This is a genomic window from Granulicella aggregans (assembly GCF_014203275.1).
GTDB lineage: Bacteria > Acidobacteriota > Terriglobia > Terriglobales > Acidobacteriaceae > Edaphobacter.
In genome coordinates this window covers 459110-483183 of the sequence record NZ_JACHIP010000003.1, presented here as the reverse complement: position 1 = coordinate 483183, position 24074 = coordinate 459110, and the positions used below count along the sequence as shown (strand labels likewise).

The following is a 24074-nucleotide window of genomic DNA, read 5'->3' as shown; positions in this document are numbered from 1 at the left end:
CTCGTTATGGACCGTGGTATAAACCGAAAGATTCAGCAGAATTTCTCTCCGGGAGCATCCCCAGCAATGAACAGTCGCCGCCAGTTTCTCCGTCAAAGTCTTGCCTTCAGCGCGCTTGCCACCATGAGCGGAACACACGCCTTTGCGGCACCAAAGCCGGGCAAAGATGCGCGCCATCTGCTGGTGGTCGGCGATTGGGGTTACGAAGATCCGACGGCGCAGATTTCCGTCGCACGAGCTATGGGCGACTACGCGCGGCAGCACTCGCTCCATGCTGAGGCTCTGCTGATGCTCGGCGACAACTGGTACGGCGATCTTCCCGGCGGTGTCGATTGCCCGCGCTGGAAGAGCAACTTCGAAGACGCCTATCCGGTCTCCCTCTTTCCCGGCCCGACCTACGCCATCCCCGGCAATCACGACTACCAGGTGATGCCCGAGAGCAAGCTCGCAGCGGAACTTGCTTACGCCAAACGCCCCGGAACGCGCTGGACGATGCCGTCACTCTGGTACCGCGTCGAGCTGCCCGCAAAAAATCCCGTCATGACGGTGATCGCGCTCGACAGCAACGTCAACATCCCCGGTCATCAGCCAAAGCATCCCAACTTCACGCTTACCGAAGCCCAGCAGGCCGAGCAGTTGGTGTGGCTCGAAGCGGAGCTTTCAAAGCCGCTCAATACGCCGTTCCTCGTTGTCATGGGGCATCATCCCATCTACTCCGATGGTCCACACGGAGACCACTCCGTGCTCATCAAAGACTGGGAGCCGTTGCTTCGAAAGCACAACGTCCATCTCTACATGGCCGGTCACGACCACGACCTGCAGCATCTCGAGTTCGCTAATCATCCCACCAGCTTCTTCCTGTCTGGCGGTGGCGGAGCAGACCTCTACAATCTTAAGATCAAGCCCAGCGAGCGCGGACCCTTCGCGCAAAAGGTCTATGGCTTCTCGCACATCGAGATGACCCACGACCTGCTGACCCTTCGCCATCTCAACGAGCAGGGCCAGCAGGTTCACGCCTTCACCAAGCGACCGGATAACTCCGTTCAGATCATCTCGACCTAACCAGCGACGACCCGCAGATCGCCGCCCGTCATCTCTCCTGGCTGCTCCATCTTCAGTAGCGAAAGAATAGTCGGCGAAATGTCGCGCAAGCTTCCACCTTCGCGCACGCTGACGCCCCTTTCGTCGGTGACCAGCAGAAACGGTACCGGGTTCGTCGTGTGCGCCGTATGAGGTCCGCCGGTTGCGGGGTCGATCAGCATCTCCGCGTTGCCATGGTCCGCCGTCACCAGCAGACTGCCGCCATACTGCTTCACTGCCTGGTAGATTCTCCCTAGCTCACTATCGACCGTCTCCACCGCGCGAATCGTCGGCTCGATCTTGCCCGAGTGCCCGACCATGTCAGCATTGGCGAAGTTCACGATGATCACGTCGAAGGCTGTGTCGTTGACTGCCTTCACAACGGCATCCGCGATGCCTGCCGCTGACATCTCCGGCGCGAGATCATAAGTCGCCACCTTCTGCGATGCGACCAGCTCGCGATCCTCGCCGCCGAAGGGCTTCTCGATTCCGCCATTGAAGAAATACGTCACGTGCGCATACTTCTCCGTCTCCGCCACACGCAGGTTGCGCAGGTTCGCCTGCGCCATCAGGTTCGCCAGCAGGTTGTCCATCGACTCGGCAGGAACGACAATCGGAAGCTTAAAGTTCTTGTCGTACTGCGTCATGCAGACATAGTGCAGACCCTGTGGCACAAGGCTTCGCGGAATCTCCGCATCCAGTTCCGCTGCCTTAGGCAGTTGTGCACCAGCATCGGCAGTCAGTCCGGAGTTCCGCGTCAGGACACGCGTTACCTGGCGGACGCGATCTGCGCGATAGTTAAAGCAGATGCAAACATCCTCGTCGCGAATCGCCCCAACGGCCTTGCCAGCCGCATCCACGCAGGTAAACGGCGGCACAAACTCATCCGTTACGCCGTTCGAGTAACACTCCTTTACGCGTGCGATTGCATCGGTGTAGACACCGCCCGCCGGAGCCCCTGTCACCATCGCATCGAACGCCTGCAGCTCTTTCTCCCACCGCAGGTCGCGATCCATCGCGAAATAGCGTCCGCTGACACTGGCGAGACGGCCAACGCCGATCTCCGTAAACTTCTGCTGCAACTCCTGCAGATATCCAACCCCGCCAGTAGGCAGGGTGTCGCGCCCATCCAGAAACGCATGGACAAAGACCCGCGTCAGCTTATGCTGCGCAGCCATCTTCAGAAGGGCGTATAGGTGCCTTTGGTGCGAGTGAACGCCGCCATCCGATAGCAGACCGAGCAGATGCAGGGCCCTTCCCTTCTGCCCGGCAAGCTCCATCGCCCGCACCAGGGTGGGGTCGGAAAAGAACTCGCCCGTCATGATGGCGGTATCGATGCGCGTCATATCCATACGCACAATCCGCCCCGCGCCGAGATTCAGGTGTCCCACTTCGGAGTTCCCCATCTGCCCATCTGGCAGACCCACGAAGTGCTCACTCGCACGAAGCAGCGTATTCGGATACTCCGCCAGCAGCTTGTCGTAGACGGGCTTGCGCGCCAGCGCGATCGCATTTCCATGGGTATCCGCGCGATACCCCCACCCATCAAGAATCGTCAGAACAATCGGTCTAGCCATAGGCTCCAGAATAGCAAGCCGCGACATATTCCTTGACAGCAGAAGCGTTCCCGGCAAAGATCGGTGAAACGAAAATCCTGCGAATTTCACTTTTCAAGACACTATGGCCACGCTCGTCGCTCCCATCGTAAGAAAGAAACGCGCCGATGACATCTTCTTCACCATGATGTCCGTCGTTCAACTGACGATTGTCGTCGTCGGCTTCGCTCCCAGCTACTTCCTTCGCGGAGCCGTCTTCGCCCCTCTGCCTAGCCTGGTCGTCCATCTGCACGGAGCCGTCTTCTCCTCCTGGATCTTCCTGTTCGTGATTCAGTCCTCGCTCGTCTCCGCCGGGAATATCCGCCTTCATCGCAAGCTCGGCGTACTCGGAGCTGTCATCGCTGGTCTGATGGTTATCCTCGGCATCCTTGCGCCATTCGGCACCATCCGTCGCGCAGCGCACCTGCCTTCTTTCTTCACGCCGGAGTCATTTCTTGTCGGCAACGTCTTCGGCATCATCGTATTTGGCGCATACGTCGCGTTTGCCATCTGGAAGCGCAACAACCGCATCGTGCACAAACGGATGATGCTCATGGCAAACGCCATGCTCATGTCTCCCGCGCTTGCCAGGATGGCCTTTCCCGTGACCTCGAACGGCTTCGCCGCGACGATTCCCTTCATGGCTCATCATCCGTTCCTGATCGGCGTCATCCCTCTCGCGATGATCGTCGCTCTATTCATCTTTGATCTCTTGACCCAACGACGAGTTCTCGCAGTCACCCTAATCGGAGGGATCCTCTTCTGGGCCACGGACCCGGTCTCGGACTGGATCATTGCGAGGCCCTTCTCGCACCAACTCGTACTCTGGGCCCAGCACCACCCCTAAGTCCCTTCAGACGGAGACCCTATTACATGGCAACGCTCGTCGCACGTCCCACCAAAACCCGTACCGACGACATCTACTTCGTCGGCATCTCCATCGTCATGCTCGTCACGATCGTCGCCGGATTCTCGCGCAGCTACTTCTTCAAGGGAATGTTCCTGGCCCCGCTCCCGAGTATCCTCATCCACTTCCACGGAGCGGTATTCTCCGCGTGGATCTTCCTCTTCGTCGCCCAGACTCTCTTAGTCGCTCGGAGGAACCTGCCGCTGCATCGGAAGCTGGGCTATGCCGGGGCGGTTCTCGCCGGACTCATGGTTATCCTCGGCATCACCGCGACGATCAGCTCCGTTCATGCGGGGCGCACGCCGTCCATCTTCACCCCGCCTATGTTTCTGGCGCTCAACATCTACGGTGTCCTTATCTTCGGCACCTTCGTGGCCATCGCGGTCATTCAGCGCAACAACCGTCCCGTTCACAAACGCCTGATGCTGCTAGCGACGCTGAATCTGCTTCCGCCGGCTACTACGCGGCTCTTTCTTTTCATCCTCCATAAGCCCGAGCTGAATACGCCCGTCCTCATCGCGTTCACGCTCAGCCTCATCGTCTTTGATCTGATCACCCGGCGCAAACCCTACGCGGTCACCGTCATCGGTTCCCTCATTGTTCTATCGGTCTTCCCGATGGCAAACGCTCTGGGACATCTTGCGTTTATGAAGCAGTTTGCGGCGTACGTGCTTCGTCCGTAACCGCTTGGTTACCGCAGCAGCTTGCGTCACAATAATCAGATGGAAACCGTTCGCATAGACAAGTGGCTCTGGGCCGCCCGCTTCTTCAAGACCCGCGCTTTGGCCTCGGACGCCTGCGACATCGGGCGCATTGAATCGAACGGCCACCGAGCCAAGGCGGCTCGGGATGTCCGTCTCGGTGACAAGCTCCGTATCACCAACGAAGCCGGCATCTTTGAAATAGAAGTGCTGCAGCTCACCGAAGTAAGAGGACCAGCATCGGTCGCCCAGGGGCTCTATCGGGAATCCGCAGAGAGCCGGATCGCGCGCGCGAAGGTGGCGGAAGAGCGTAAGCAGATGCTCGAAGCCGGAGGCATGACCGAGGGGCGGCCGTCGAAGCGCGACCGCCGCGACATCAATAAGCTCCGCGGCCGCATCCATAGGTTTTCTTAGCGCAAACCTACTTCGTATCGAGGACGATCACTGTCGCAATTGGATCGAGCACTCTAGCGGGAAGCTTTACATCGATGCCGTTGCCAGACTTCGTGACGGTCAGCTTTTTGTGCGATGGATCGGCCAGCAGATAAGCCCCGGTTATGTTGCGAGGTACGGCATCGAGGTGGAACTTCTCGCCCGGCCACGTGAATAGCTCAACATAGATCTTGTCTGCCTTGGTAGTAGACCGCCACTTCCACTCCGGGATGAACTTCGGCTTGCCGTCGCCATCCTTCTCGGTTGTGCTGAAGCTTCCAGCCTCCGCGCCAAACAGCGTCGGCTGCGTTCCGTAGATCGCCTCTCCGTTCACCGCCAACCACTTACCCACCTGTTGCAGCCGTTCGACCTCAGCCGGCGGCACATCGCCCTTCGAGTCCGGACCGATGTTCAGCAGATAGTTGCCGCCTTTGCTGGCGATATCGATAAGGTTCCGCAGCAGGGTCTCCGTCGACTTGAAGTTCTTGTCGTAGGACTTGTATCCCCAGGTATCATTCATCGTCATGCAGGCCTCCCAATCTCGACCTGGATAACCCTGCGGGGGGATGTACTGCTCCGGGGTGTCGGTGTCGCCCTTGTAGCCGCCGCCTAGCCGATTGTTCCAGATGAGGTTGGGATGCTGGTTCAGCAGAGCGACGATCTCTCCGGCCAACGCGGGAGTCATGTCGTCAGTCGGCGTATCGAACCAGATCACGACCGGGAAGTCCCCATAGTTCGTCAGCAACTCCTTCAGCTGCGGAATTGCCTTGGTGTGAAGATAAGTCGCGAAGTCGCCATCCTGCGCCTTATCCCAGTGATGCGTCGGGAGATCATGGTTTTCCCTCTTGTAGGCTGCACCACCTGGAGCAGTCCAGTCCTGGTCCTGCGAGTAGTAGAAGCCGAGCTTGAGGCCCTGTTTGCGGCACTCTTCAGCAAGCTCGCGGATGGGATCGCGATGGAACGGAGTTGCCTGAACGATATTGAACGGATCGGCCTTTGAATCGAACATCGCAAAGCCGTCGTGATGCTTCGCGGTGATGACGATGTACTTCATCCCCGCGGCTTTCGCCAGCGAGACGATAGTATGCGCATTGAAGTCAGTCGGATTGAACTTCGGCGCGAGCGCCTTGTAATCGGCCACCGGAATCGACGCGGAGTTCATGATCCACTCGCCGATGAACCCCACCGGCTTTCCATCCCACGTCCCTGCGGGAATCGAATACAGCCCCCAGTGGATGAACATGCCGAAGCGCGCCTCGCGCCACCATGCCATACGCGCGTCGCGCTGTGCGGGCGTCTCGGTGTCTTGAATCGAGGCCACTGGATGGGCCGATGCGACGGTGTAACTCTCGCCTTCGACCTGTGCGACTGCTCGCCCCGCCTGGGCCGACATTGCCACGGCCACCCCTGCTATCACCCAACGGCTGATCTTCAATCGATACTCCCCGAAGCCAAAGCGTCGCGCTTTATGCTCCGAGAAATATCTCACATAGAGCCCACGACACGCACCCCAGCATCAGCAGCCCGCACTTATGGTGCAGCGGGCTACTGTAAGTGGAGGGATGCGTGAGCAATACATGAACGTGGTTCTGGACCTTGCAGATCGCGATGCCCACTGCCGCCGCGCCGATTGCGACGACGCGCCGGGGATGGCTGATAAGAGCGGCAGTGTTCATTCGCGATTCCCTTTGACTACAGAGTGACTACTGCCCGCAGTTGATCGACTCGATGCCAAGAAACTCCGCCGACTGGCCGAGCTCTTCTTCAATCCGCAGTAGCTGGTTGTACTTCGCAATGCGGTCTGTCCGGCTTGCCGAACCCGTCTTGATCTGCCCCGCGCCAGTACCCACTGCGAGATCCGCAATGAAGGTGTCTTCGGTCTCGCCCGAACGGTGCGAGATGATGCTGGTATAGCCGAAGCGGCGGCCTAGTTCGATCGCCTCCAGGGTTTCCGAGACCGTGCCGATCTGGTTCACCTTGATCAGGATCGAGTTCGCAACCTTCTCCTCGATGCCGCGCTGCAGCCGCCGCGTGTTGGTCACGAAGAGATCGTCGCCCACCAACTGCACGCGGTCGCCGATCTTGTCCGTAAGCAGCTTCCAGCCGTCCCAGTCATCTTCCGCAAGGCCATCTTCGATACTCACAATCGGATACTGCCGTGACCACTCCGCCCAGAACTCTGCCATCTCTTCCGATGTCTTCTCGCTCTTGTCGGACTTCTTGAAGACGTAGCGACCGGTCGCCTTGTCATAGAACTCGCTTGCCGCGGGATCGAGCGCCAGGGAGATCTCTTCGCCCGGCTTGTAGCCGGCGAGCTCGATCGCTTCAAGGATCAGCTCAATCGCCTCTGCGTTCGACTTCAGCGAGGGAGCGAAGCCACCCTCATCACCGACAGCGGTGTTGTAGCCCTTCTTCTTTAGCACGCCCTTCAGCGTATGGAAGACCTCCGTGCCCCAGCGCAGCGCGTCGGAGAAGGTCTCCGCTCCAACGGGCATCACCATAAACTCCTGGAAGTCCACGTTTGAATCCGCGTGCGATCCACCATTAAGAATGTTCATCATCGGAGTCGGCAGCAGGCAGGCATTCACGCCGCCCAGGTAGCGATAGAGAGGCAGCTTCAGCGCCTTGGCCGACGCGCGGGCGCATGCCATCGAGACAGCGAGGATCGCGTTCGCGCCCATCTTCGACTTGTTCTCCGTGCCGTCGATCGCGATCATGGTCGCGTCGATCAGCCGCTGGTTACTGGCATCCATGCCGGTCAACTCCGGCCCAAGGATCGATTCGACATTCTCGACCGCGTTCAATACGCCCTTACCCAGATAGTGGTCCTTGTCGCCATCACGAAGTTCTACCGCTTCATGCTCGCCGGTGGAAGCTCCGCTGGGCACCGCAGCGCGCCCCATCGCACCGCCTTCCAGGGTCACATCGGCTTCTACGGTCGGATTGCCGCGCGAGTCCAGAATCTCGCGTGCACGGATGGATACAATCTCAGTCATAACACTCCTGTCAGTTGTTGTTTCAGATCTCTCAGATGGATATCTCGCGACGACGCGATGCGCCAGACGGTCATTTAGCTTGGGCCGGCGATCGACCGCGACAGCACGGCCACCCGCACCGCCGATCGTCTCGACAAGTTCAATACGTTTGCCTGTAGTCAAAGGACTCCCCGCAAACCGGATTCTAACAAAGCTGCGTGAAGACAGTTGCTTCCCTGGTTCTGTTTTGCTGCAAAGACCAGCGAATCGCGGCGGCGCACGTCCAAATTGGTGAGACGGAATGTCCGCCAGAAGTTAGTAGCACACGCGGTTCCTGTCTCGGATATTTACTACTCCTAAGCGCCGCTACTTTTATCCTTCGTACAGGGTTATCAGGATGTGGATTGAATCCATTCCCCGAGGTATTGAACGCATGAACAGGACTCCCGTAAGAAAGTACACCGGACTATGGCTCGCAGCCTGCTCGTTCGCCGCCGTCATTCCCTTTGCCGCGAACTCCGCCAAGGCACAGTCAACAGGCGTATCAAATCCCCCGCCCGTCACCATCGAAGCGACGCCCGATGAAACTCCTGTGTTGCACCAGAAGCCTTCTGCCTCTGTCGCCTATGCTCCCGGATCGCCGGAGGCCACCGCAGTTCAAGCACAGCCGCAATCCCAGTTGCCTCCTGCATCGGCGACGACCTACGGCGCGTATGTCCCTTATAGACCCGCAGGTGCCGCAATGGTCGCTGCGCCACACGATCCCGACGGTGACATCGTCACATCGCCCGTTACACAGCATGAGTCCAACGAAGATGCGGGCATCGTGACGTACGTTCCATCGCGCCCAAACGAGGTTCCTCAGGGAACATTGTTCACGGTACGCATTCGCGAGACTGTTTCTACGGCAAGCACTCCGGTAGGAACCCGCTTCACCGCCGAAGTCACGCAGCCGATGCAGCACGAAGGCCGCGTGGTCATTCCCGTCGGATCGGTGCTTCACGGTCGCGTTACAGTTGCCCGTGGTGGGCGCCGAATTGGTGGCCCTGCTGCGATTCATCTTCTGCCGGAATCGGTGACACTTCCAGATGGGACGCATTACATCCTGCATGCTCAAGTGATCGACACCAGCGAACATCATGTAACTCGCATCAATGACGAAGGAACGATCCTTCGCCGCGATCACGTCAAGGGAACGCTTGCCGCAATGTCGCTCACCACCGGCGGTGCCGCGGCCACGGGTGCCGTCTTCGGCGGAGTTCCCGGAGCCTTCATCGGCGCAGGAATCGGTGCAGGTGTAAGCACAGTATGGTGGTTGAAGCAGGATCGCCAGGAGGTTGTGCCGCAGAACACGACGCTAGTCTTCAGCCTGAGCACGCCCATGTCCATCACGCCATTGACGATGGGAACCCAATAAGTTTGCTTCACTTGTAGTCGAACGAATGAGGCCCGGCATATGCCGGGCCTTTCTATATCCGCAACGAGGGAATTGACACTAATGAATGAAACTAATCCCTCACCTGCGCCAGCAGTCGCTTCCAGTTCTTCTTATTTCTGCTGTAGCTCTTCTTTAAATCTTCCAGAATTCGCTCAAAGTCTCCATGCCCTTGCAGCTTGCGCCACGCTGGGTTCTTCGAGAACCAGGGATAGTTTTCATTGCCAAGGTAGATTGCGCGGCGGAGCCAGTGGAGCGCCTCGGACTCGTCGCCTTCAAGTGCAAAGTAGGTCGCTAGCCGATAAGCCATCTCGCTGTCCGCCTCTGCCGCTGAAAGCGTTTCCTCGAGAATAAAAGAAGCAGCCTTCTTGCGGTCGCCAAGTTGGACGTAGCAGAGAGCGATCGTCGGAAAGACGATCCGCAGCGAAGACTCATCGCTGACCACCGCCTCGAGCGTCTCAATCGCCTTGTTCAAGTCGCCGAGTCGCATCTGCTGATAGCCCTGCGAGATTCGCAGCAGCGGCTGTCGTGGCTCCAGCGTAAGTCCCTTGTCGATCTCCTCGCCCGCGAGCTCAAGCTGGTTTTGATACTGATACACGCGGGCGCGATGGTTGTAGATCATCGCTGCGTTCGATGGATTCATACGCAGCGAAATGTTGAACTGCTCCAGCGCCTCCTCGTACATGCCGTCGATGCGCAACGTCTGTCCGGCCACTAGATGGACGTTCCAGTCGTTGCCTGCTGTTTGAAGCAGATTCTCGATGCCGTGGCGAGCAGACTCTTTTTCGCCACGCGACAGCAGCATGTAGACACGGTAAAGATTCGCCTCGACCGAGCTTGGATCAAGCGCCAGCGCCTTATCGAACGCTCGCCGCGCCTCCAGGACGTGCATCTGTCCGCCAAGACCGTGGCGCGCATACTGCAGATGCGTGATCCCCAGCCCGGACCAGCCGGGGGCGTAGTCGGTATCCTGCTTCACAACGGAGGTGAAGAGATCGCGCGCCCGGTCAAGATCGTCGCGGCTCCCGGTCCTCGATATGAAGGACGAGAGTACGGCCCGAGCCTGCAGGTAATCCTCCGACAAGATCTGTGTCAGCGACGCATCGCGCGCATTGTCGCTGCTTGTCTTCAGGTCACCGAAGCCATGCAACGTGCTGAAAACCTCGTTCGTGATCTCCGACTGCACTGAGATCAGATCGAAGGATTCGACATTGATCGAGCCCCCCGCGCGTACGCTCTGTCCCGGAACGTCGAGCAGTTGCCAGTTCAGGTCGAAGCCTTTGTCGGAGCTCATGAAGTTGCCGGCCAGAACATACTGCACGAGCAGCTTCTTGCCAACGCTCAAAGGATCCAGTTGCTGCGTTGATACCGCCATCAACGTACTTGACGGCCGGACGACAAGCGAAGGCATCCGCGCCAGCCGCGCGCCGATGGCATCGGCCAAAGCATATCCGTAGAGGGGCGCAGTAGCACCGGTCTCCGATGTGCTGAGGTTGCCGAGGTTCACGAATGGCAGCACCACGATGCTGTTCTGCTTTGCCGCAGTGGTCGCTCCGGGCTCGCGGAACCGCTCGGCCAGCATGGACAGAATGCCGGTGGTCCGCTTCTCTTCCTCGGGAGTCTGCAACGCCAGCCGGCTCTGCGAAGGTAGCAGAGCGAGTGAATCGCCCGGCATGCCAACAGAGTCGAGCTGCATCTTCATCATGATGGTCTTCAACCCCTCGCGAACGTCCGCAGCCGAGGCAAATCGCGCCGAGGGCTGCTTCTCCAGGCAGCGTAGGATGACTGACTCCAACTCCACCGGCAGGCTGGGAACGATCTCGCGAATCGGCGTAGGATCGGCGAATTGAATCGCCCGGATGCTTTGAAACTCCTGCGCATCGGGACGATGGAACGGATGCCGCCCGGTTGCCAGCTCATACAGGATGAGGCCCAGCGCGAAGATGTCCGACTGCACGCTCGACTGCCCGGTGACGAACTGCTCCGGTGCCATATAGGCGATGGTCCCGCCACGCGCCGTATAGGTTCCTCCCTGCGCCGCGCTGCGCTTGTTCGTAGGCCTTGCCGGATCGAACTCTGCCTCATCCGCGTTCAGACGCCGCGCCAGACCGAAGTCCAGGATCTTGATCAAGCCGCCTTCGGTCAGCATGACGTTCGCCGGCTTCAGGTCACGATGGAAGATGCCCAACTGGTGAGCGGCAGAGAGTCCGTCGGCAATCTGAATTCCGCCCGAGAGCACGAGCTGCAAGCTCGACGGCCCCGCCTGGATCAGCTTGTCCAGACTTTTTCCGGGGATGTACTGCATCACGATGTACGCCTCTTCGGCGTCACCGGACTCGTTTGGAGTCTCACCTACATCATAGATAGCGCAGACGTTCGGGTGATCGATCGCCGAGGCCAGCCGCGCCTCGCGAAGCTGCGTCGTCCGCATCTGCTCCAACGTCAACGCGCCTCGTTTCAACAGCTTCATAACTACCGGGCGTTGAAGGAGCGTGTCGTTCGCAAGGTACACGACTCCGCTACCGCCAGCGCCGATCTTGCGGACAAACTCGTAGTGCTCGATGATGCGTCGGGCCATTCTTCCATTATCGCAAGTTGTTGCGATGAAATGATGAACCTTCAGATGTAGCGGCGTAAGGGGCAGTACCGATCAGGGATCGGATCTTGGCAGAGTGTTGTTTTGCATGACTCTTAGCAAGCTGGCATCCAGGGTTTACACCCTTGCTTGATCGCTGGACAGCGCCTATGTTCCGTGTTGCAATGACACTTCCTAGGGTTCTGCTAAACCGGCGTTATGCAATGAGCAGAATCTGAAGGACCGTTCCGAACAACGTTGTGTATGAATGGTGCTGAATGTCCCTTGGGAAGTACAGGCGTCTGTCCATAATCGGCCTTGCACTCTTTGGCGCAGCACTTGGAGCCGTCGGTGGCTATTGGCTCTGCCATGTTTCACGACTGCGCGCAGCCAACGTCGCCCTTTCTACCTACGCCTCCGAACTCGTTGACCACGCCAACGAATATGGCGCGGAACTCCGGGCGATCAAGCTGGCCTTCAACCCCTCCGCCTTTCCGTTTTGTTCTACCGAAGAGATATCGAAGCTGCGTGAACTCGCCTTTCATTCGCTCCAGGTCAAGGACATTGGCCGTCTCCAAAACGGTAAGCTGGTCTGCTCCGGATGGCTCGGCAAACTCGCCGATCCCTGGTCCATGCCGCAGCTCACCATGACCCTCCCGGGCGGCACCCAGATCTACGCGGACATTCCACTCGCAATCGCCGGCCACCAACGCGGTGTCGTTCTCGCTCAACAGGGCGTAGACGTCGTCCTCAGCCCTAACGCCTTCGAGCGCTGGGACCGTCCCGGCATGCGCAACATGGTGGTTATGGTCAACTTCACGACTAGGCAGATCGTCCGCATCACCGGCGACGCTATGGAACTCGATCCGGCCCTCATTCTCTCTGAGGGTCACGCGGAAATCGGCGGCAAAACCTATTACGCCCGTTGCTCCAGACAGAGTGCCTTATGCGTTGTAGCCGAGGGGTCAACCCAGATAGCCGCAAGCGATACCCCCTGGCTCCAGTTTGAATACATTGTCATGGGTGCGTTGGCCGGTTTTGGCCTTAGCCTTGCAGCGGCACAGTTCTATTTGCAGCGAATCGGCCTTGCGCGGCAACTCCGTCGTGCCGTTCGACATGGCAGACTGAGCCTCGTCTACCAACCCATTATCGAACTGCCCTCCGGCTCTTGTGCCGGAGCAGAGGCTCTTCTCCGTTGGTCAGATGATGACGGCAACGCGATTGCCCCGGACTTTTTCATCCGCATCGCCGAAGACCGCGGCTTCATCGGCGAAATCACCGAGTTCCTCGTTCGCCGATCCATCCAAGACGTTGGCGATATCCTCCGCAACCACCCTGAACTCACACTGAGCCTGAATATCGCTCCAGCTGATCTTCAAGGCGAAGCTCTCTTCCAACTTCTCGACCTGCACGTCCGGCAAGCTGGCATCCATCCCCGGCAGGTCGCCCTCGAGATCACCGAACGTTCTACCGCCGACATCATCCAACTCCGCGAAGCTGTTCTCCGTCTCCATATGGATGGCTACCAGGTCCACATCGACGACTTCGGCACGGGCTACTCCAGCCTCGCCTACCTGCACGAACTTGCCGTCGACGTCATCAAGATCGATCGCGCCTTCACCCGCACCATCGGCACCGATGCCGTCACCGCTTCCATCCTGCCCCAGATCCTCGCTCTCGCCACATCGCTCCATGTCGAGGTCATCGTTGAAGGCGTTGAAACCGAAGAGCAGGCGAGCTATCTCACGGCCACTGGAAGCGTGATGCAAGTCCAAGGCTGGTACTACGGCAAACCTGTCCAGGCCGCCGATCTGCCTAAATACAAAGAAGACATGGCCCACGCCGCCGAGGTTTCCCTCTCCAGTCTGAACGATCACGGATCCCGCAAAGCTTAGTGCCGCGGGCCCTCGCCACGTTCCCACGGTCGCGGCGTTACCGGGTCGTCCTGCCACTTCTGCTGTCGTCCGAAGAAGAACATAACCCCGCCAAAGACAAGCATGGCAACGCCCCACCACAGGTTCAGGTTGATACCCATCGACTTCTCGTAGATCGAACTGCTGCGTGTGACGATGCCATACACCGACATGATCCCACCCACAATCAGGAAGATTGCTCCCAGCGGAACACGTATATCAAGCCCCATCGAATTCTCTCCAATCGTTCAACAAAAGCGCTAGGCAAAGATCAGGTTGAGCGCCACCAGGAGCACCAGCACGCCGATGCCCAGCGTCGCCGGCTTCTGCCACCAGTTCAAATGAGCCTCGACCGGCCTCGGTGTCAGCGAGTACACCAACCCGACCAGTTCAAACTCCTTGCGCGGTTTCGTCACCAGACTCACCAGCACTGTCACGATAAAGTTCACGCTGAAGGCAAAGATCGCCGTCCAGAAGTTCTGCGCCATATCGCTTGGGTAGTGATGAATTACGTTGATCCAGCCGCCATGAATTCCAGGAATCGCTCCATCAGGCAGCGTCAGACCGTGGTGCGCCAGCGCCGCTCCGGTACCGAAGATCAACCCCGTAAACGCTCCATGCCCGGTCGTTCGCTTCCAGAACATTCCCAGTAGGAAGGTCGCAAACAGTGGAGCATTGACCAGCGAGAAGATCAGTTGCAGCGCATCCATAATGTTGTTGAAGCTGGTCGCCGCATAGGCTGCGCCCACCGAAAGGACGATCCCTCCGACCGTGGCCATCCGCCCCATCCAGAGATAGTGCTGATCGGTTCCCTTCTTGTTGATGTAAGCCTGATAGATGTCGTAGGTCCAGACGGTATTGAACGCCGTGACGTTCCCGGCCATGCCAGACATGAAGCTGGCCAGCAACGCGGTCAGTCCCAGACCAAGTATTCCAGTGGGGAAAAAGTGCAGCAACATCACTGGAATCGCAAGGTCATAGTCGTAGACCACGTTCCCGTTGCTATCGAACTGCTCCCGGCCGCTGCGCGGGTCGGTCTTCACCGGGATCAGCCCATGCGGCCTCCCCGGCCCCTCCGGCAACGCCTGATGTGTCACGGTCGAAGACTGCGCATGTTGCATGGTCGACGCCGCAGGTTGCGCCATGTGCGAGGTCACCGAAACCGCGATCAGGCCCGGAAGAATAACCAGGAACGGAAAAAACATCTTCGGAATCGCGGCGATCAAAGGCACCTTTCGCGCCGATTCCTCGGAGTCCGCTGCCAAGGCACGCTGCACCACGAGGAAGTCAGTGCACCAGTACCCAAAGCTCAGCACGAAGCCGAGCCCCATCGCGAGCCCAACCCACTCCACCCCGAGCGAGTTCGTCGAGGCATGTCCCATGCCGCGCCAGGAGTGTGTCATCGTCGCTGGCAGCGTGTGCTTGATCCCGTTCCAGCCGCCGACGTTCTTCAGCCCGATCCAGACCAGCGGCGCAAACGCTGCCACGATCAGGAAAAACTGCAGCACTTCGTTATAGATAGCGCTCGTCAGCCCTCCCAGGAAGATGTAGGCCAGCACGATCGCAGCGGAGAGAATCACCGAGACATGAAAGATGTACTGGTCCGGGATGATCCCGCGAAAGAGTCCCAGGGTCTGGATCAGCAGCGCCATGGCGTACATGGAGATGCCCGAACTGAAGACTGTCATGATCGCGAACGTGATGGCGTTTACCGCACGCGTCTTCTCATCAAACCGCAGCCGGAGGTACTCCGGAACGCTTCGCGCCTTCGACCCGTAGTAGAACGGCATCATGAAGACGCCGACGAAGACCATCGCCGGAATCGCTCCTATCCAGTAGAAGTGGCTGGTCACGATGCCGTACTTTGCCCCCGAGGCACCCATGCCGATGACTTCCTGGGCTCCCAGGTTCGCGGAGATGAAGGCCAGACCGCAGACCCACGCCGGAATCGACCTTCCAGCCAGGAAAAAGTCATTACTCGTTCTCATGTAGCGCTTCAGCGCAAAGCCGATGCCGAGAACGAAGACAAAGTAGACCAGCATAATCAGCCAGTCGATATACGAGAGGTTCACGGTTGCCCTTAGAGGTTCAATGTCGATTCATCGCGGCCGAGGTCATCCTGCACTGGACCTGGGAACGAAGTCTGGAAGAATGCAATGACTGCAACTAACTCCATGATACTTCTGCAACAGCGATATCCCATTGGGCTTTACGGTGCGGGGCGAGATTTCTCGATTTGCCAGGCACCCTGAGACAAACTCCGTGCATCCCACGTATTACCGACTTGTAAGTCTGCAGACCTTGGTTGAGTATCCTAAACGGTTTAGATAACGCCCTATCGAGTTACCCCATTTGACGAACACGCACTCACCAACCATCCTCCTCATCGATGACAACGCCATTCAGGCCGCGACCCGACAGACGATCCTGAAGCGCGTCGGATACTTCGTCATTGCGGTACTTAGCCCGCAACGCGCCCTCGAGCAGATGCGCGCCGGCGAGTTTGCCGGTGACATTAGCCTTGTGATCACCGATCACATCATGCCGGGCATGAACGGAGCAGCGTTTGTTCGTTTTATGCGCGAGACCCATCCAGATCTCCCGGTATTGGTGATCAGTGGTCTGATGGAAGCCGAAGCGGAGTATGCCGATCTCAACATCGTCTTTCGCTTGAAGCCACTGCTTCCGGATAGCCTGCTGGCCACCGTACATTCCATGCTCCATAGCCCTGAAGAGGGCGACAGCCTGAGTCCAGCGTGATTTAGTTTCTCGGTTCGATACGTGATCGCATGCGGATATCCTCCTTCTGATCGAGTTCTGCCTACATCATGCGATTGACAGCCAGCCGATAACCGGCATTCACGTTGCCGATTCGCTCTCCAGTTGAGAGAATTACGCTGGAGCCAAAACATGCCGTCGCACCCTATGCCGGAGTTCGGGAGCTTCTCGCTCCTCCTCGCGCTTGTCCTCAGTGCCTACACCCTGGTCTTTGGGGCAATTGCGCTGCTCCGCTCCTCCGCGACCCAGCGCATCGACTCCGCCAGCCGCCTGGGTGAGACCGCCCGCCGCGCCGGCATTGGCAGCTTCATCGCGATGACCTGCGCCGCCTTCGCGCTCGTGTGGGCGTCCTACACCAACGACTACTCCGTCGCCTACATCATGCACCACACCAACCGGTCGCTCGCCAGTTGGTACAAGTTCTCAGCGATCTGGTCCGGGCAGGAAGGTTCGCTCGTCCTCTGGGCATGGCTGCTGACCACGTATGGGTTCGTTCTCCGTCTGCGCCACCGCACCGACGTCCGTCTCTTCGCCTTCGCCTCGACCATCCTAGCGGGCATCCAGGTCTTCTTTCTCCTATTGTTGAACTTTGCTGCGCCGCCGTTTTCCATCCAGCCCGGGCCCACTCCGCTCGATGGCAACGGTCTCAATCCCCTGCTGCAGTATCCCGAGATGGTCATCCATCCCCCGATGCTCTATCTCGGATACGTTGGATTCGCTGTTCCCTTCGCCTTCGCGTTAGGCGCGCTTATGATGCGTTACCCCGGCGAGAAGTGGATCCACATCACTCGCCGTTGGACGATGGTGACCTGGCTCTTCCTCACCTGCGGCATCTTCCTCGGAGCCCACTGGGCCTACTCGGTTCTCGGCTGGGGCGGCTATTGGGGATGGGACCCCGTCGAGAACGCTTCGCTGATGCCCTGGCTCACCGGCACCGCCTTCCTGCACTCCGTCATGATGCAGGAGAAGCGCGGCATGATGAAGAATTGGAACGTGTGGCTGATCTTCTCGACGTTCATGCTGACGATCCTGGGAACGCTGCTCACCCGCTCCGGTCTAGTAAGCTCTGTCCATGCCTTCGCCCAATCGAACATCGGGGACTGGTTCTACGGCTTCATCCTGATCGTCTTCGCAGTCTGCCTCTTCGCATTCTTCAAGAACCGCGACCACCTGAAGTCCGAGAACAAGCTCGAGTCGCTCGTCTCTCGCGAATCCAGCTTCCTCTTCAATAATCTCGTCCTGCTGGTCGCCTGCTTCACCGTTCTCTGGGGCACGCTCTTCCCTGTCTTGTCTGAGTACGTCACCGGCTCCAAGGCCACCGTCAACGCGCCGTACTATAACCGCGTCAACGTGCCAATTGGCCTCTTTCTCCTATTCCTGACTGGAGTAGGCCCGCTCCTCGCATGGCGAGCGACCTCTCTGCGCTCCATCCGCCGCAACTTCATCCTTCCCGGCGTCGCCTTCGCCGTCACCGCGATTGTCCTGATGATCGTTGGCGTCCGCCCCTGGCTGGATGGCGATGACATGCACGCGACGATCTTCTCCTTGCTCACCTTCTCGCTGGCTGCCGGTGTCGTCACCGCCATATCGAGCGAGTTCCTGCGTGGCGCAAACGTCGTTCGCACCCAGACCGGCAAGAATCTCTTCGCCTCGACATTACAACTGGTTCGCAAGAACACCCGCCGCTACGGCGGCTATCTCGTTCACTTCGGCATCGTCGTGATGTTTATCGGGATCGCCGGCGGTGCCTTCAACACGTCGCACGAGATGGAGATGAACTTTGGTGACTCCATCCAGCTTGGGCCATACCGCCTCGTCTGCCAATCGTTCAGCCAGGACAGCAATCCGAACTACGACACCGAGTTCGCCCTGCTCGACGTCTATAAGTACGGCAAGAAGATTACCCAGCTAGCTCCTGAACACCGCTTCTACATCGCCAGCCAGCAACCCTCGACGATCGTCGCTTTGCACTCCACGCTGCAAAGCGACCTCTATGTCATCTATGAAGGCAAAAATCCTGATACCGATCGACCGATCATTAAAGTTTTCCTGAACCCCCTGATCGCCTGGATCTGGATCGGCGTGTTGATCGTGATCGCGGGGACGCTTCTTGGTCTCGCCCCAAATCTCGCGCGCAATGCCTTCAAGACACCCGTAACTTCGGAGCAGCCGAATCCGTCTCAGCTCATGGAAGCTGAGGTGCATCATGTCTAGACTCATTCACTCCCGTTGGATACAGTTTGCCCTCGTCTTCTCGCTCGCCATCATGATGCTCGGCGCAGGCGACACTGCCGAGAAACGCTTCGAGCGCGTAGGCCACAACATGATGTGCGCCTGCAGTTGCGGCCAGATCCTTCTTGAGTGCAACCATGTCGGCTGCCCAGACTCCGACCGGATGCGCAAGGAACTTCAGGCTCAAATAGCCGGCAGTGGTAGTTCTCCAACCGGAGGCAGCGCAAGCGGAGGCATGGGCTATGGCGGGTCTGACAAGCAGATCCTGGAGTGGTTTGTCGCGAAGTACGGAGCGATGGTCCTCGCAGCTCCCCTCCGTGGCGGCTTCGACAATGTTGCCTGGATCACCCCCATTGCTCTTTTCCTTCTGGCCATCATTGGTACGACTGTCATCATCCGAGTCTGGAAGTCCCGCACCCAGCAGCGCGTGCCCCTCAAGATCAAAGGCATGACCACATCCAGCACCGACGAGCTTCGCGAGCGCATTCGCCGGGAGACACTCTATTGAACGGCATCCTCCCCATCATCGTCCTGACCCTGGGCATCTTCGCTTACATGTTTTGGCCGGAGAAGAACCCCTTCGTTCAGCGCGACAAGACCCGCGCCGATTACCTCCGCGAGCGCAAGGACGTCATCTACGACAACCTTCGCGACCTCAACTTCGAGTACCTCGCCGGCAAGCATCCCGAGCCCGACTACGCCGAACAACGCGCCGCTCTTGAAGATGAAGCAGCGCAGGTCGTCGCCGAACTCGAAGGCCTCACCCCGCCCACAGTCTCCAGAATCCGCACTCAACTGCCTTCTTAGACCTCTGTCCTCGCACAAACTGCCGTCATTTGAAGAAATCCCGCATTTCGCTTTTCCGAAGCCACAAGAAAGCCCGGAACGTAATCAACCTATGAGCTTCTTCAAGACATCCGCAACACTTTGCCTGCTCTCTCTCGCTGCACTCTCCGCCTCCGCTCAGAGCTCTATCAAGGGCACCGTCACCAATAAGACGACCGGCAAACCTGCCGCTGGAGATGACGTCGTCCTCATCCGCCTCCAGCAGGGCATGCAGGAGAGCACGCGCGGCAAGACCGACGGCAAGGGCCGCTTCTCGCTCGCCGTGCCCGATCCCGGCGGCGTCCATCTCGTCCGCGTCACCCACGACAAGGCGAACTACTTCCAGCCCGTCCAACCCGGCACCGACACCATCGACGTCGAAGTGTTCACCGCCGCCGCGAAGGTCGAAGGCATCACGGGCGAGGCGGACGTAATGCGCTTGCAGACGGACCCCAGCGGAGCATCGCTTACAGTCGTTGAGAATTTTTTCGTCAAGAATGATTCGACTCCGCCTAAGACGCAGTTCAGCGATCATCCGTTCGACTTTTACCTGCCTGCGGGCGCAGTCATCGAAGGCTCAGCTGCTCTTGGACCCGGCGGCATGCCGGTGCGTTCCGCCCCGGTTCCGGTCGGTGATCCCAACCACTACACCTTCATCTTCCCCATCCGCCCTGGCGAGACGCGCTTCCAGGTAAGCTACAAGCTTCCCTACAAGGGCAGCCTCAGCTTCATGCCGAAGCCAGGAATGGTCACCGACACCATCGCTGTAATGATGCCCAAGAGCATGACCTTCAAGGCCGACGGCAGCGCCCCCTACTCGTCTGTCACGGAGGAAACGACGGCCCAGACCTACGTCGCCCGCAATGTATCCCCATCGCAGCCTCTCGGATTCACTGTCTCCGGCACAGGCCAACTCCCGCGCGAGGACAACTCGCCGCAGGGCGAAGCTACCGCCGCGAACGGAGCGCAAAGCGGTGGCCCGGTTACTTCAGCGAACGATACCAAGCCGGGCATCGGCCTCAACAACCCGATCGATCCCGAGGGCAACAACGATCCCTGGGCCAAGTACAAGTGGTGGATCATCGGTGGCCTTGGCCTTGTCCTCGCCGCCGGTGCGGGCATCATGTTGAAGCAGCCCACTCCGCAACCTGCTGCCGGTCCAGACGCACGTCCTGCCGTCATCCCGGTTGCAGCCTCTGACGTAAGCTATGTAGCGCCGTCCGCATCGGGCGGAGTTCTTTCGGCACTCAAAGAAGAACTCTTCGCGCTGGAGACTGATCGACTTCAGGGTACGGTCTCTGATTCGGAGTACGCCGAGCAGAAGGCGGCACTGGAAGTCTTAATGCGACGCGCTCTGACCCGCAGCTAGCCACTTAATCCGAGCCAAAGTACAGCGAAGTCCTGGTCGTTCAAGATCAGGACTTCGCTGTTTCACCCTTCACTGGAAACGCGGTAATACGCAACTTGCCCGCGGCGTATGGATACAGAGCGATCGTCTCGGGCGCACCCATAGTGGCGACGGGACTCGACGGCACCGAAGCGGCAACCCCATCTTCTGCTCGCCAAGAAGGGACTTTGTGCGCCCGCACCACGATGCGAACCGGCGCTCCCTTCAGAGAAAACGGCGCATCCCCAATGGGAAGCTCCTCAACCTTGAGGCTCTTCGCTGCCTCCTCGGATACATCAAGAGCATAGTTCCAGGCCGTCGTCGGATAGACCTGCCAGTCGCTCGCCTTGCCCCGCTCTGCAAGCTTCAACCACGACCCGCCGATAGCGTACGAGAAGACCAGCGGACCGCGATGCACTGACACGGATTGATTGAATCCCGGCACCACGCGAGCTTCCATCGGCATATGTAGTTCGACTGCATCTCCCGTGTGCCATTCGCGATCAATCCGGACAAAGCCATCAACCACGCTGCTCTCGATCTTCTTCCCATTGACCGCGACCTCATGCGAGGTGGCCCACGTCGGAATCCTGAGTTTGAGCGGGAACGTTACTGGCTTCGCCGGATTCACCGTTAGATGGATTGTTTCGCGGAACGGATACTGTGTCTCTTCGACGAGATGTACAGGCACGCTTTGGATAACCGTCTTCACCTCGCAGGGCGAATAGGCTGCGGCGACGAGACCACCATCAGCCGACGCCATCCACAAGCTGCTGGTGAACTTCGGCCACCCCTGGTGAAAGTTTGCCGTGCAACAACCGAAGTTCGGCTCAAGGCCATAGATATTCGACTCAGGCCCGTCCGTGGTCCACGGCTTTCTGTGCAGACTCACCTCGACCTGGTTGGGCTCCTGGTTATATTGATGTGCCCACATGTCATCGGTGAACGCGCCGGGAAGCGCGTTGAAGGCAAGCTGCTCCAGTCGGTCACCCAGCGCGGCATCGCCCAGGATCGACATGCCCACCTCAAGCGAATACATCGCCTCTACGACGGTACAAAGCTCGCTTCCCTGCGATGGATTGCGCCCGGCGAAGTGCTCGTCGCAGGAGAACATGCCATTGGGCAAGCCGTGGTATTTGTCCAACGCCGAGAGCATCTGCTGCATGCCCTTGCGATCTTCTTCTTTGCCCGTAAGCAGGGACCACACCGGCGCAGCCTTCAGGGCCTGCCCGTTATTTACTCCGTGCGTGGAAAGCGCCGTATCTCCCAATCCATTTTTCTCGTCGAGATGAATTCGCTCCGGCGTTACTGGCTCGGTGTACTTGAAGTCCGCAAACTGCGCTTGCCAGTCGTGGCCTTGTTCATGCAGCAGTTTCGCCAGCTGTAACAAGCTCTGATCGCCCGTCCGGTTGTAAAGCCAGATCACAGAAAGAGCATTATCCTGCCAGCGAAACTTTCCCCAATCACGAAGCGGTCGCGCAGGTAATGTTTCAAGCTGATACCGGAAGTAGCGTGCCATGAACGGCACAACGCGCGGATCGCCGGTCGCCTCTTCGTACTGCGTCAGCACCTTCAGCATGACCATTCGTGGCCACCAGTCGTCGTTGCTGGCCGGGCCGATCATCCCGTTTGCCTGCTGATGCGTCAACGTCCACTCGATGAAGCGCTGCGCCTTCGCCTTCAACTTCGCATCGTCCAGTTGGTGCGCGAGCGGCAGCAGACCGTCGACAAAGTATGGTCCACGCTCCCAAGATTCTCCGGTTCCGCCCAGCCATCCGCTGTTCGGGCCAACATCGGCCCATATCTCATCCAGATGGCCACCCAGTCCATCGGCCTGAATCTGTAACTGACGCCTGAGCCATCCGCGAGGAATGATCGATCCCATCGGGAGCGGATAAAAAGAGCTGGCCGCGAGTGGCGCTTTGTTGGCCACCACTTCACGTTGGGGACTGTTGCTTTTGATCGTGCCGGCGACTGCCGAGATCCCACTCATCGTCGCTGAACTGCTCGCAGCAATTGCGGCAGAGGTCTTCAGAAACCGGCGCCGGCTTGAGATCATTGCCCGACGTTCCTATCGGTCCCCGTTCCGACTTCGGCCATCGGAGTTCCCCGTCCCGTAAGCTCACGAATCAGGTCAACCTCGTGCTGACGATACGGAGTGCCATCGTTGCGAAATACCTCGTGAAACCAGACGGTAGGCTGCGAAACCGTATACGGGCGGTCCCAGGAATCCCATGGGAGATACGTCTGAGTCTGGCCCGCCACCAGTCCCCAGTTGATTGCGCCGACGTTGTACCTCTTCGCGATGGGCAAGCTCCCATCGAACGTGGAACCAGCGCCCCGAGCCATGTACTCCGTGCAGATGATCGGCCGGTGAAGCCGCTGTAGCTCCTTGATCCGCGCCTCAAACTCTTCCGGCCAACCGTAGTTATGGAAGGAGATCACATCCGACTCAGCAAGCTGGATCTTCGTCGTCTCACTCTCCGTCGCCGGATTCGACCAGTCGCCCTGCCATACGCCGCTCGTCAAAGGCTGCGAAGGATGCGCCGAACGAGCCCACTCAAACGCCTTCGGCAGCAGTTCGTTCACTCGCTTCACCTTGGCAGCTTCATCCGCTGCTTTATCGCCACCCTTGTTATCCGGCTCGTTCCAGACGTCCCATCCCAGGATGCGCGGGTCGCTGGCAAACGCACCAACCACGCCCTCGACGTAAGCCTTCAACTCCGGCTCAACCGAGTGATCCAGCAGCCTCTGCTTGCCGGGGCTCTGCACCCATCCCGAGTTATGTACACCCGGAATTGGTGGGTGCTGCGGTCCAAGGTGCGGGTTGGTCTCCCAGCACGAATCGAAGAGCACCAGTAAGGGACGGATGTGATGCTTCGCCGCGATTCCGAGAAACGTGTCCAGACGCTTCTTGAAGCCTTCGGGATCCTGCTGCCATAACTGGTCCTGCAGGAAGACGCGAGCCGTATTCATGCCAATCGATTCAGCAAGTCCAAGCTCATGGTCGTTGATCGCAGGATCAAACGTAGCGGCCTGGAACATCACAAGCTCGTTGATGGCGTTCGAAGGAATGAAGTTTGCTCCGACAAGCCATGGCTGTTGGGCATACCAATCATTCGCCTTCTGTTCGGACCAACGCCCCTTGGTTTGTGTCCTGGCCGGGACTGTAGTTACCGCAAGCAGGAGTGCGATTGCGAATGTGGCGCGAAGCTTCATACGTGGACCTTTACGAATCG

General features: G+C 58.8%; 20 protein-coding genes. 11 read left to right on the top strand and 9 right to left on the bottom strand.

The features are described from left to right. Positions 1–66: 66 nt before the first annotated feature. On the top strand, positions 67–1062 hold the full coding sequence (locus HDF16_RS12335; protein WP_184216968.1) for a metallophosphoesterase: 996 nt from the start codon (positions 67–69) through the stop codon (positions 1060–1062). On the opposite strand, the gene gpmI is transcribed toward HDF16_RS12335, so the two are convergent. Continuing rightward, positions 1059–2657 carry a 2,3-bisphosphoglycerate-independent phosphoglycerate mutase gene (gene gpmI, locus HDF16_RS12330; protein ID WP_184216967.1) on the bottom strand — a complete coding sequence of 533 codons (1599 nt, stop codon included), beginning with the start codon at positions 2655–2657 and terminating at the stop codon, positions 1059–1061. The genes HDF16_RS12335 and gpmI overlap by 4 nt on opposite strands. Before the next feature lie 103 nt (positions 2658–2760). Between gpmI and HDF16_RS12325 the strand changes: the two genes are divergently transcribed. Genes HDF16_RS12325 through HDF16_RS12315 form a run of 3 tightly spaced genes read left to right on the top strand, consistent with a single transcriptional unit; the run spans position 2761 to position 4697 of the window. Further along, positions 2761–3522, top strand: coding sequence for a hypothetical protein (locus tag HDF16_RS12325; protein ID WP_184216966.1), 762 nt, complete (start codon positions 2761–2763; stop codon positions 3520–3522). Between the two features lie 26 nt (positions 3523–3548). Next, positions 3549–4265, top strand: a complete 717-nt coding sequence (locus HDF16_RS12320; RefSeq protein WP_184216965.1) for a hypothetical protein — start codon at positions 3549–3551, stop codon at positions 4263–4265. Positions 4266–4304: 39 nt separating this feature from the next. Next, the gene (locus HDF16_RS12315; protein WP_184216964.1) at positions 4305–4697 is read left to right on the top strand and encodes an RNA-binding S4 domain-containing protein; all 393 of its coding nucleotides are present in this window, start codon (positions 4305–4307) and stop codon (positions 4695–4697) included. A gap of 7 nt (positions 4698–4704) precedes the next feature. Here the strand turns inward: HDF16_RS12315 and HDF16_RS12310 are convergent, their stop codons facing one another. From HDF16_RS12310 to eno, 3 genes are read right to left on the bottom strand one after another with little or no spacing between them, the layout of a single operon-like run. Then, positions 4705–6150 carry an alpha-L-fucosidase gene (locus HDF16_RS12310; protein WP_221312701.1) on the bottom strand — a complete coding sequence of 482 codons (1446 nt, stop codon included), beginning with the start codon at positions 6148–6150 and terminating at the stop codon, positions 4705–4707. Positions 6151–6181: 31 nt separating this feature from the next. Continuing rightward, the gene (locus HDF16_RS12305; protein ID WP_184216962.1) at positions 6182–6391 is read right to left on the bottom strand and encodes a hypothetical protein; all 210 of its coding nucleotides are present in this window, start codon (positions 6389–6391) and stop codon (positions 6182–6184) included. 27 nt (positions 6392–6418) lie between these two features. Then, a complete protein-coding gene (gene eno / locus HDF16_RS12300; RefSeq protein ID WP_184216961.1) occupies positions 6419–7711 on the bottom strand; it encodes a phosphopyruvate hydratase in 1293 nt (430 codons plus the stop codon). Positions 7712–8123: 412 nt separating this feature from the next. Between eno and HDF16_RS12295 the strand changes: the two genes are divergently transcribed. Continuing rightward, positions 8124–9107, top strand: coding sequence for a hypothetical protein (locus HDF16_RS12295; protein ID WP_184216960.1), 984 nt, complete (start codon positions 8124–8126; stop codon positions 9105–9107). 91 nt (positions 9108–9198) lie between these two features. Here HDF16_RS12295 and HDF16_RS12290 read toward each other — a convergent pair whose 3' ends face one another. After that, a complete protein-coding gene (locus HDF16_RS12290) occupies positions 9199–11703 on the bottom strand; it encodes a protein kinase domain-containing protein (protein WP_184216959.1) in 2505 nt (834 codons plus the stop codon). A gap of 275 nt (positions 11704–11978) precedes the next feature. Between HDF16_RS12290 and HDF16_RS12285 the strand changes: the two genes are divergently transcribed. Next, positions 11979–13595, top strand: a complete 1617-nt coding sequence (locus HDF16_RS12285; RefSeq protein WP_184216958.1) for an EAL domain-containing protein — start codon at positions 11979–11981, stop codon at positions 13593–13595. On the opposite strand, the gene HDF16_RS12280 is transcribed toward HDF16_RS12285, so the two are convergent. Beyond that, entirely contained in the window at positions 13592–13843 is a 252-nt protein-coding gene (locus tag HDF16_RS12280) for a hypothetical protein (protein WP_184216957.1), read from the bottom strand. The genes HDF16_RS12285 and HDF16_RS12280 overlap by 4 nt on opposite strands. 30 nt (positions 13844–13873) lie before the next feature. Then, complete coding sequence (locus HDF16_RS12275; RefSeq protein ID WP_184216956.1) at positions 13874–15685, bottom strand: sodium:solute symporter family transporter; 1812 nt, start codon at positions 15683–15685, stop codon at positions 13874–13876. Positions 15686–15965: 280 nt separating this feature from the next. Here HDF16_RS12275 and HDF16_RS12270 point away from each other — a divergent pair, with 280 nt between their 5' ends. The 5 genes from HDF16_RS12270 (at position 15966) to HDF16_RS12250 (ending at position 20817) form a co-directional block, all read left to right on the top strand. Further along, on the top strand, positions 15966–16373 hold the full coding sequence (locus tag HDF16_RS12270; protein ID WP_221312700.1) for a response regulator: 408 nt from the start codon (positions 15966–15968) through the stop codon (positions 16371–16373). A gap of 150 nt (positions 16374–16523) precedes the next feature. Next, positions 16524–18605, top strand: a complete 2082-nt coding sequence (locus HDF16_RS12265) for a heme lyase CcmF/NrfE family subunit (protein ID WP_246409036.1) — start codon at positions 16524–16526, stop codon at positions 18603–18605. Further along, the gene (locus HDF16_RS12260; RefSeq protein WP_184216954.1) at positions 18598–19131 is read left to right on the top strand and encodes a cytochrome c-type biogenesis protein; all 534 of its coding nucleotides are present in this window, start codon (positions 18598–18600) and stop codon (positions 19129–19131) included. Before HDF16_RS12265 ends, HDF16_RS12260 begins: the two co-directional genes overlap by 8 nt. Then, complete coding sequence (locus HDF16_RS12255) at positions 19128–19430, top strand: hypothetical protein (protein WP_348641312.1); 303 nt, start codon at positions 19128–19130, stop codon at positions 19428–19430. Before HDF16_RS12260 ends, HDF16_RS12255 begins: the two co-directional genes overlap by 4 nt. 91 nt (positions 19431–19521) lie before the next feature. Then, positions 19522–20817: a carboxypeptidase regulatory-like domain-containing protein gene (locus tag HDF16_RS12250; protein WP_184216952.1), complete on the top strand. Its 1296-nt coding sequence runs from the start codon at positions 19522–19524 to the stop codon at positions 20815–20817. A 46-nt stretch (positions 20818–20863) separates the two neighbouring features. Here the strand turns inward: HDF16_RS12250 and HDF16_RS12245 are convergent, their stop codons facing one another. Both HDF16_RS12245 and HDF16_RS12240 read right to left on the bottom strand, forming a co-directional pair. Next, the gene (locus HDF16_RS12245; RefSeq protein ID WP_184216950.1) at positions 20864–22894 is read right to left on the bottom strand and encodes a beta-L-arabinofuranosidase domain-containing protein; all 2031 of its coding nucleotides are present in this window, start codon (positions 22892–22894) and stop codon (positions 20864–20866) included. Then, positions 22891–24054 (bottom strand): endo-1,4-beta-xylanase, encoded by a 1164-nt coding sequence (locus HDF16_RS12240; protein WP_184216948.1) that lies wholly within the window; start codon positions 24052–24054, stop codon positions 22891–22893. Before HDF16_RS12240 ends, HDF16_RS12245 begins: the two co-directional genes overlap by 4 nt. Positions 24055–24074 lie beyond the last annotated feature (20 nt).

Bases quoted from the DNA above. Each gene is read 5' to 3' on its own strand.
- HDF16_RS12335 (WP_184216968.1), top strand. From the start codon at position 67: ATGAACAGTCGCCGCCAGTTTCTCCGTCAAAGTCTTGCCTTCAGCGCG.
- gpmI (WP_184216967.1), bottom strand. From the start codon at position 2,657: ATGGCTAGACCGATTGTTCTGACGATTCTTGATGGGTGGGGGTATCGC.
- HDF16_RS12325 (WP_184216966.1), top strand. From the start codon at position 2,761: ATGGCCACGCTCGTCGCTCCCATCGTAAGAAAGAAACGCGCCGATGAC.
- HDF16_RS12320 (WP_184216965.1), top strand. From the start codon at position 3,549: ATGGCAACGCTCGTCGCACGTCCCACCAAAACCCGTACCGACGACATC.
- HDF16_RS12315 (WP_184216964.1), top strand. From the start codon at position 4,305: ATGGAAACCGTTCGCATAGACAAGTGGCTCTGGGCCGCCCGCTTCTTC.
- HDF16_RS12305 (WP_184216962.1), bottom strand. From the start codon at position 6,391: ATGAACACTGCCGCTCTTATCAGCCATCCCCGGCGCGTCGTCGCAATC.
- eno (WP_184216961.1), bottom strand. From the start codon at position 7,711: ATGACTGAGATTGTATCCATCCGTGCACGCGAGATTCTGGACTCGCGC.
- HDF16_RS12295 (WP_184216960.1), top strand. From the start codon at position 8,124: ATGAACAGGACTCCCGTAAGAAAGTACACCGGACTATGGCTCGCAGCC.
- HDF16_RS12290 (WP_184216959.1), bottom strand. From the start codon at position 11,703: ATGGCCCGACGCATCATCGAGCACTACGAGTTTGTCCGCAAGATCGGC.
- HDF16_RS12285 (WP_184216958.1), top strand. From the start codon at position 11,979: ATGTCCCTTGGGAAGTACAGGCGTCTGTCCATAATCGGCCTTGCACTC.
- HDF16_RS12280 (WP_184216957.1), bottom strand. From the start codon at position 13,843: ATGGGGCTTGATATACGTGTTCCGCTGGGAGCAATCTTCCTGATTGTG.
- HDF16_RS12265 (WP_246409036.1), top strand. From the start codon at position 16,524: ATGCCGTCGCACCCTATGCCGGAGTTCGGGAGCTTCTCGCTCCTCCTC.
- HDF16_RS12260 (WP_184216954.1), top strand. From the start codon at position 18,598: ATGTCTAGACTCATTCACTCCCGTTGGATACAGTTTGCCCTCGTCTTC.
- HDF16_RS12250 (WP_184216952.1), top strand. From the start codon at position 19,522: ATGAGCTTCTTCAAGACATCCGCAACACTTTGCCTGCTCTCTCTCGCT.
- HDF16_RS12245 (WP_184216950.1), bottom strand. From the start codon at position 22,894: ATGATCTCAAGCCGGCGCCGGTTTCTGAAGACCTCTGCCGCAATTGCT.
- HDF16_RS12240 (WP_184216948.1), bottom strand. From the start codon at position 24,054: ATGAAGCTTCGCGCCACATTCGCAATCGCACTCCTGCTTGCGGTAACT.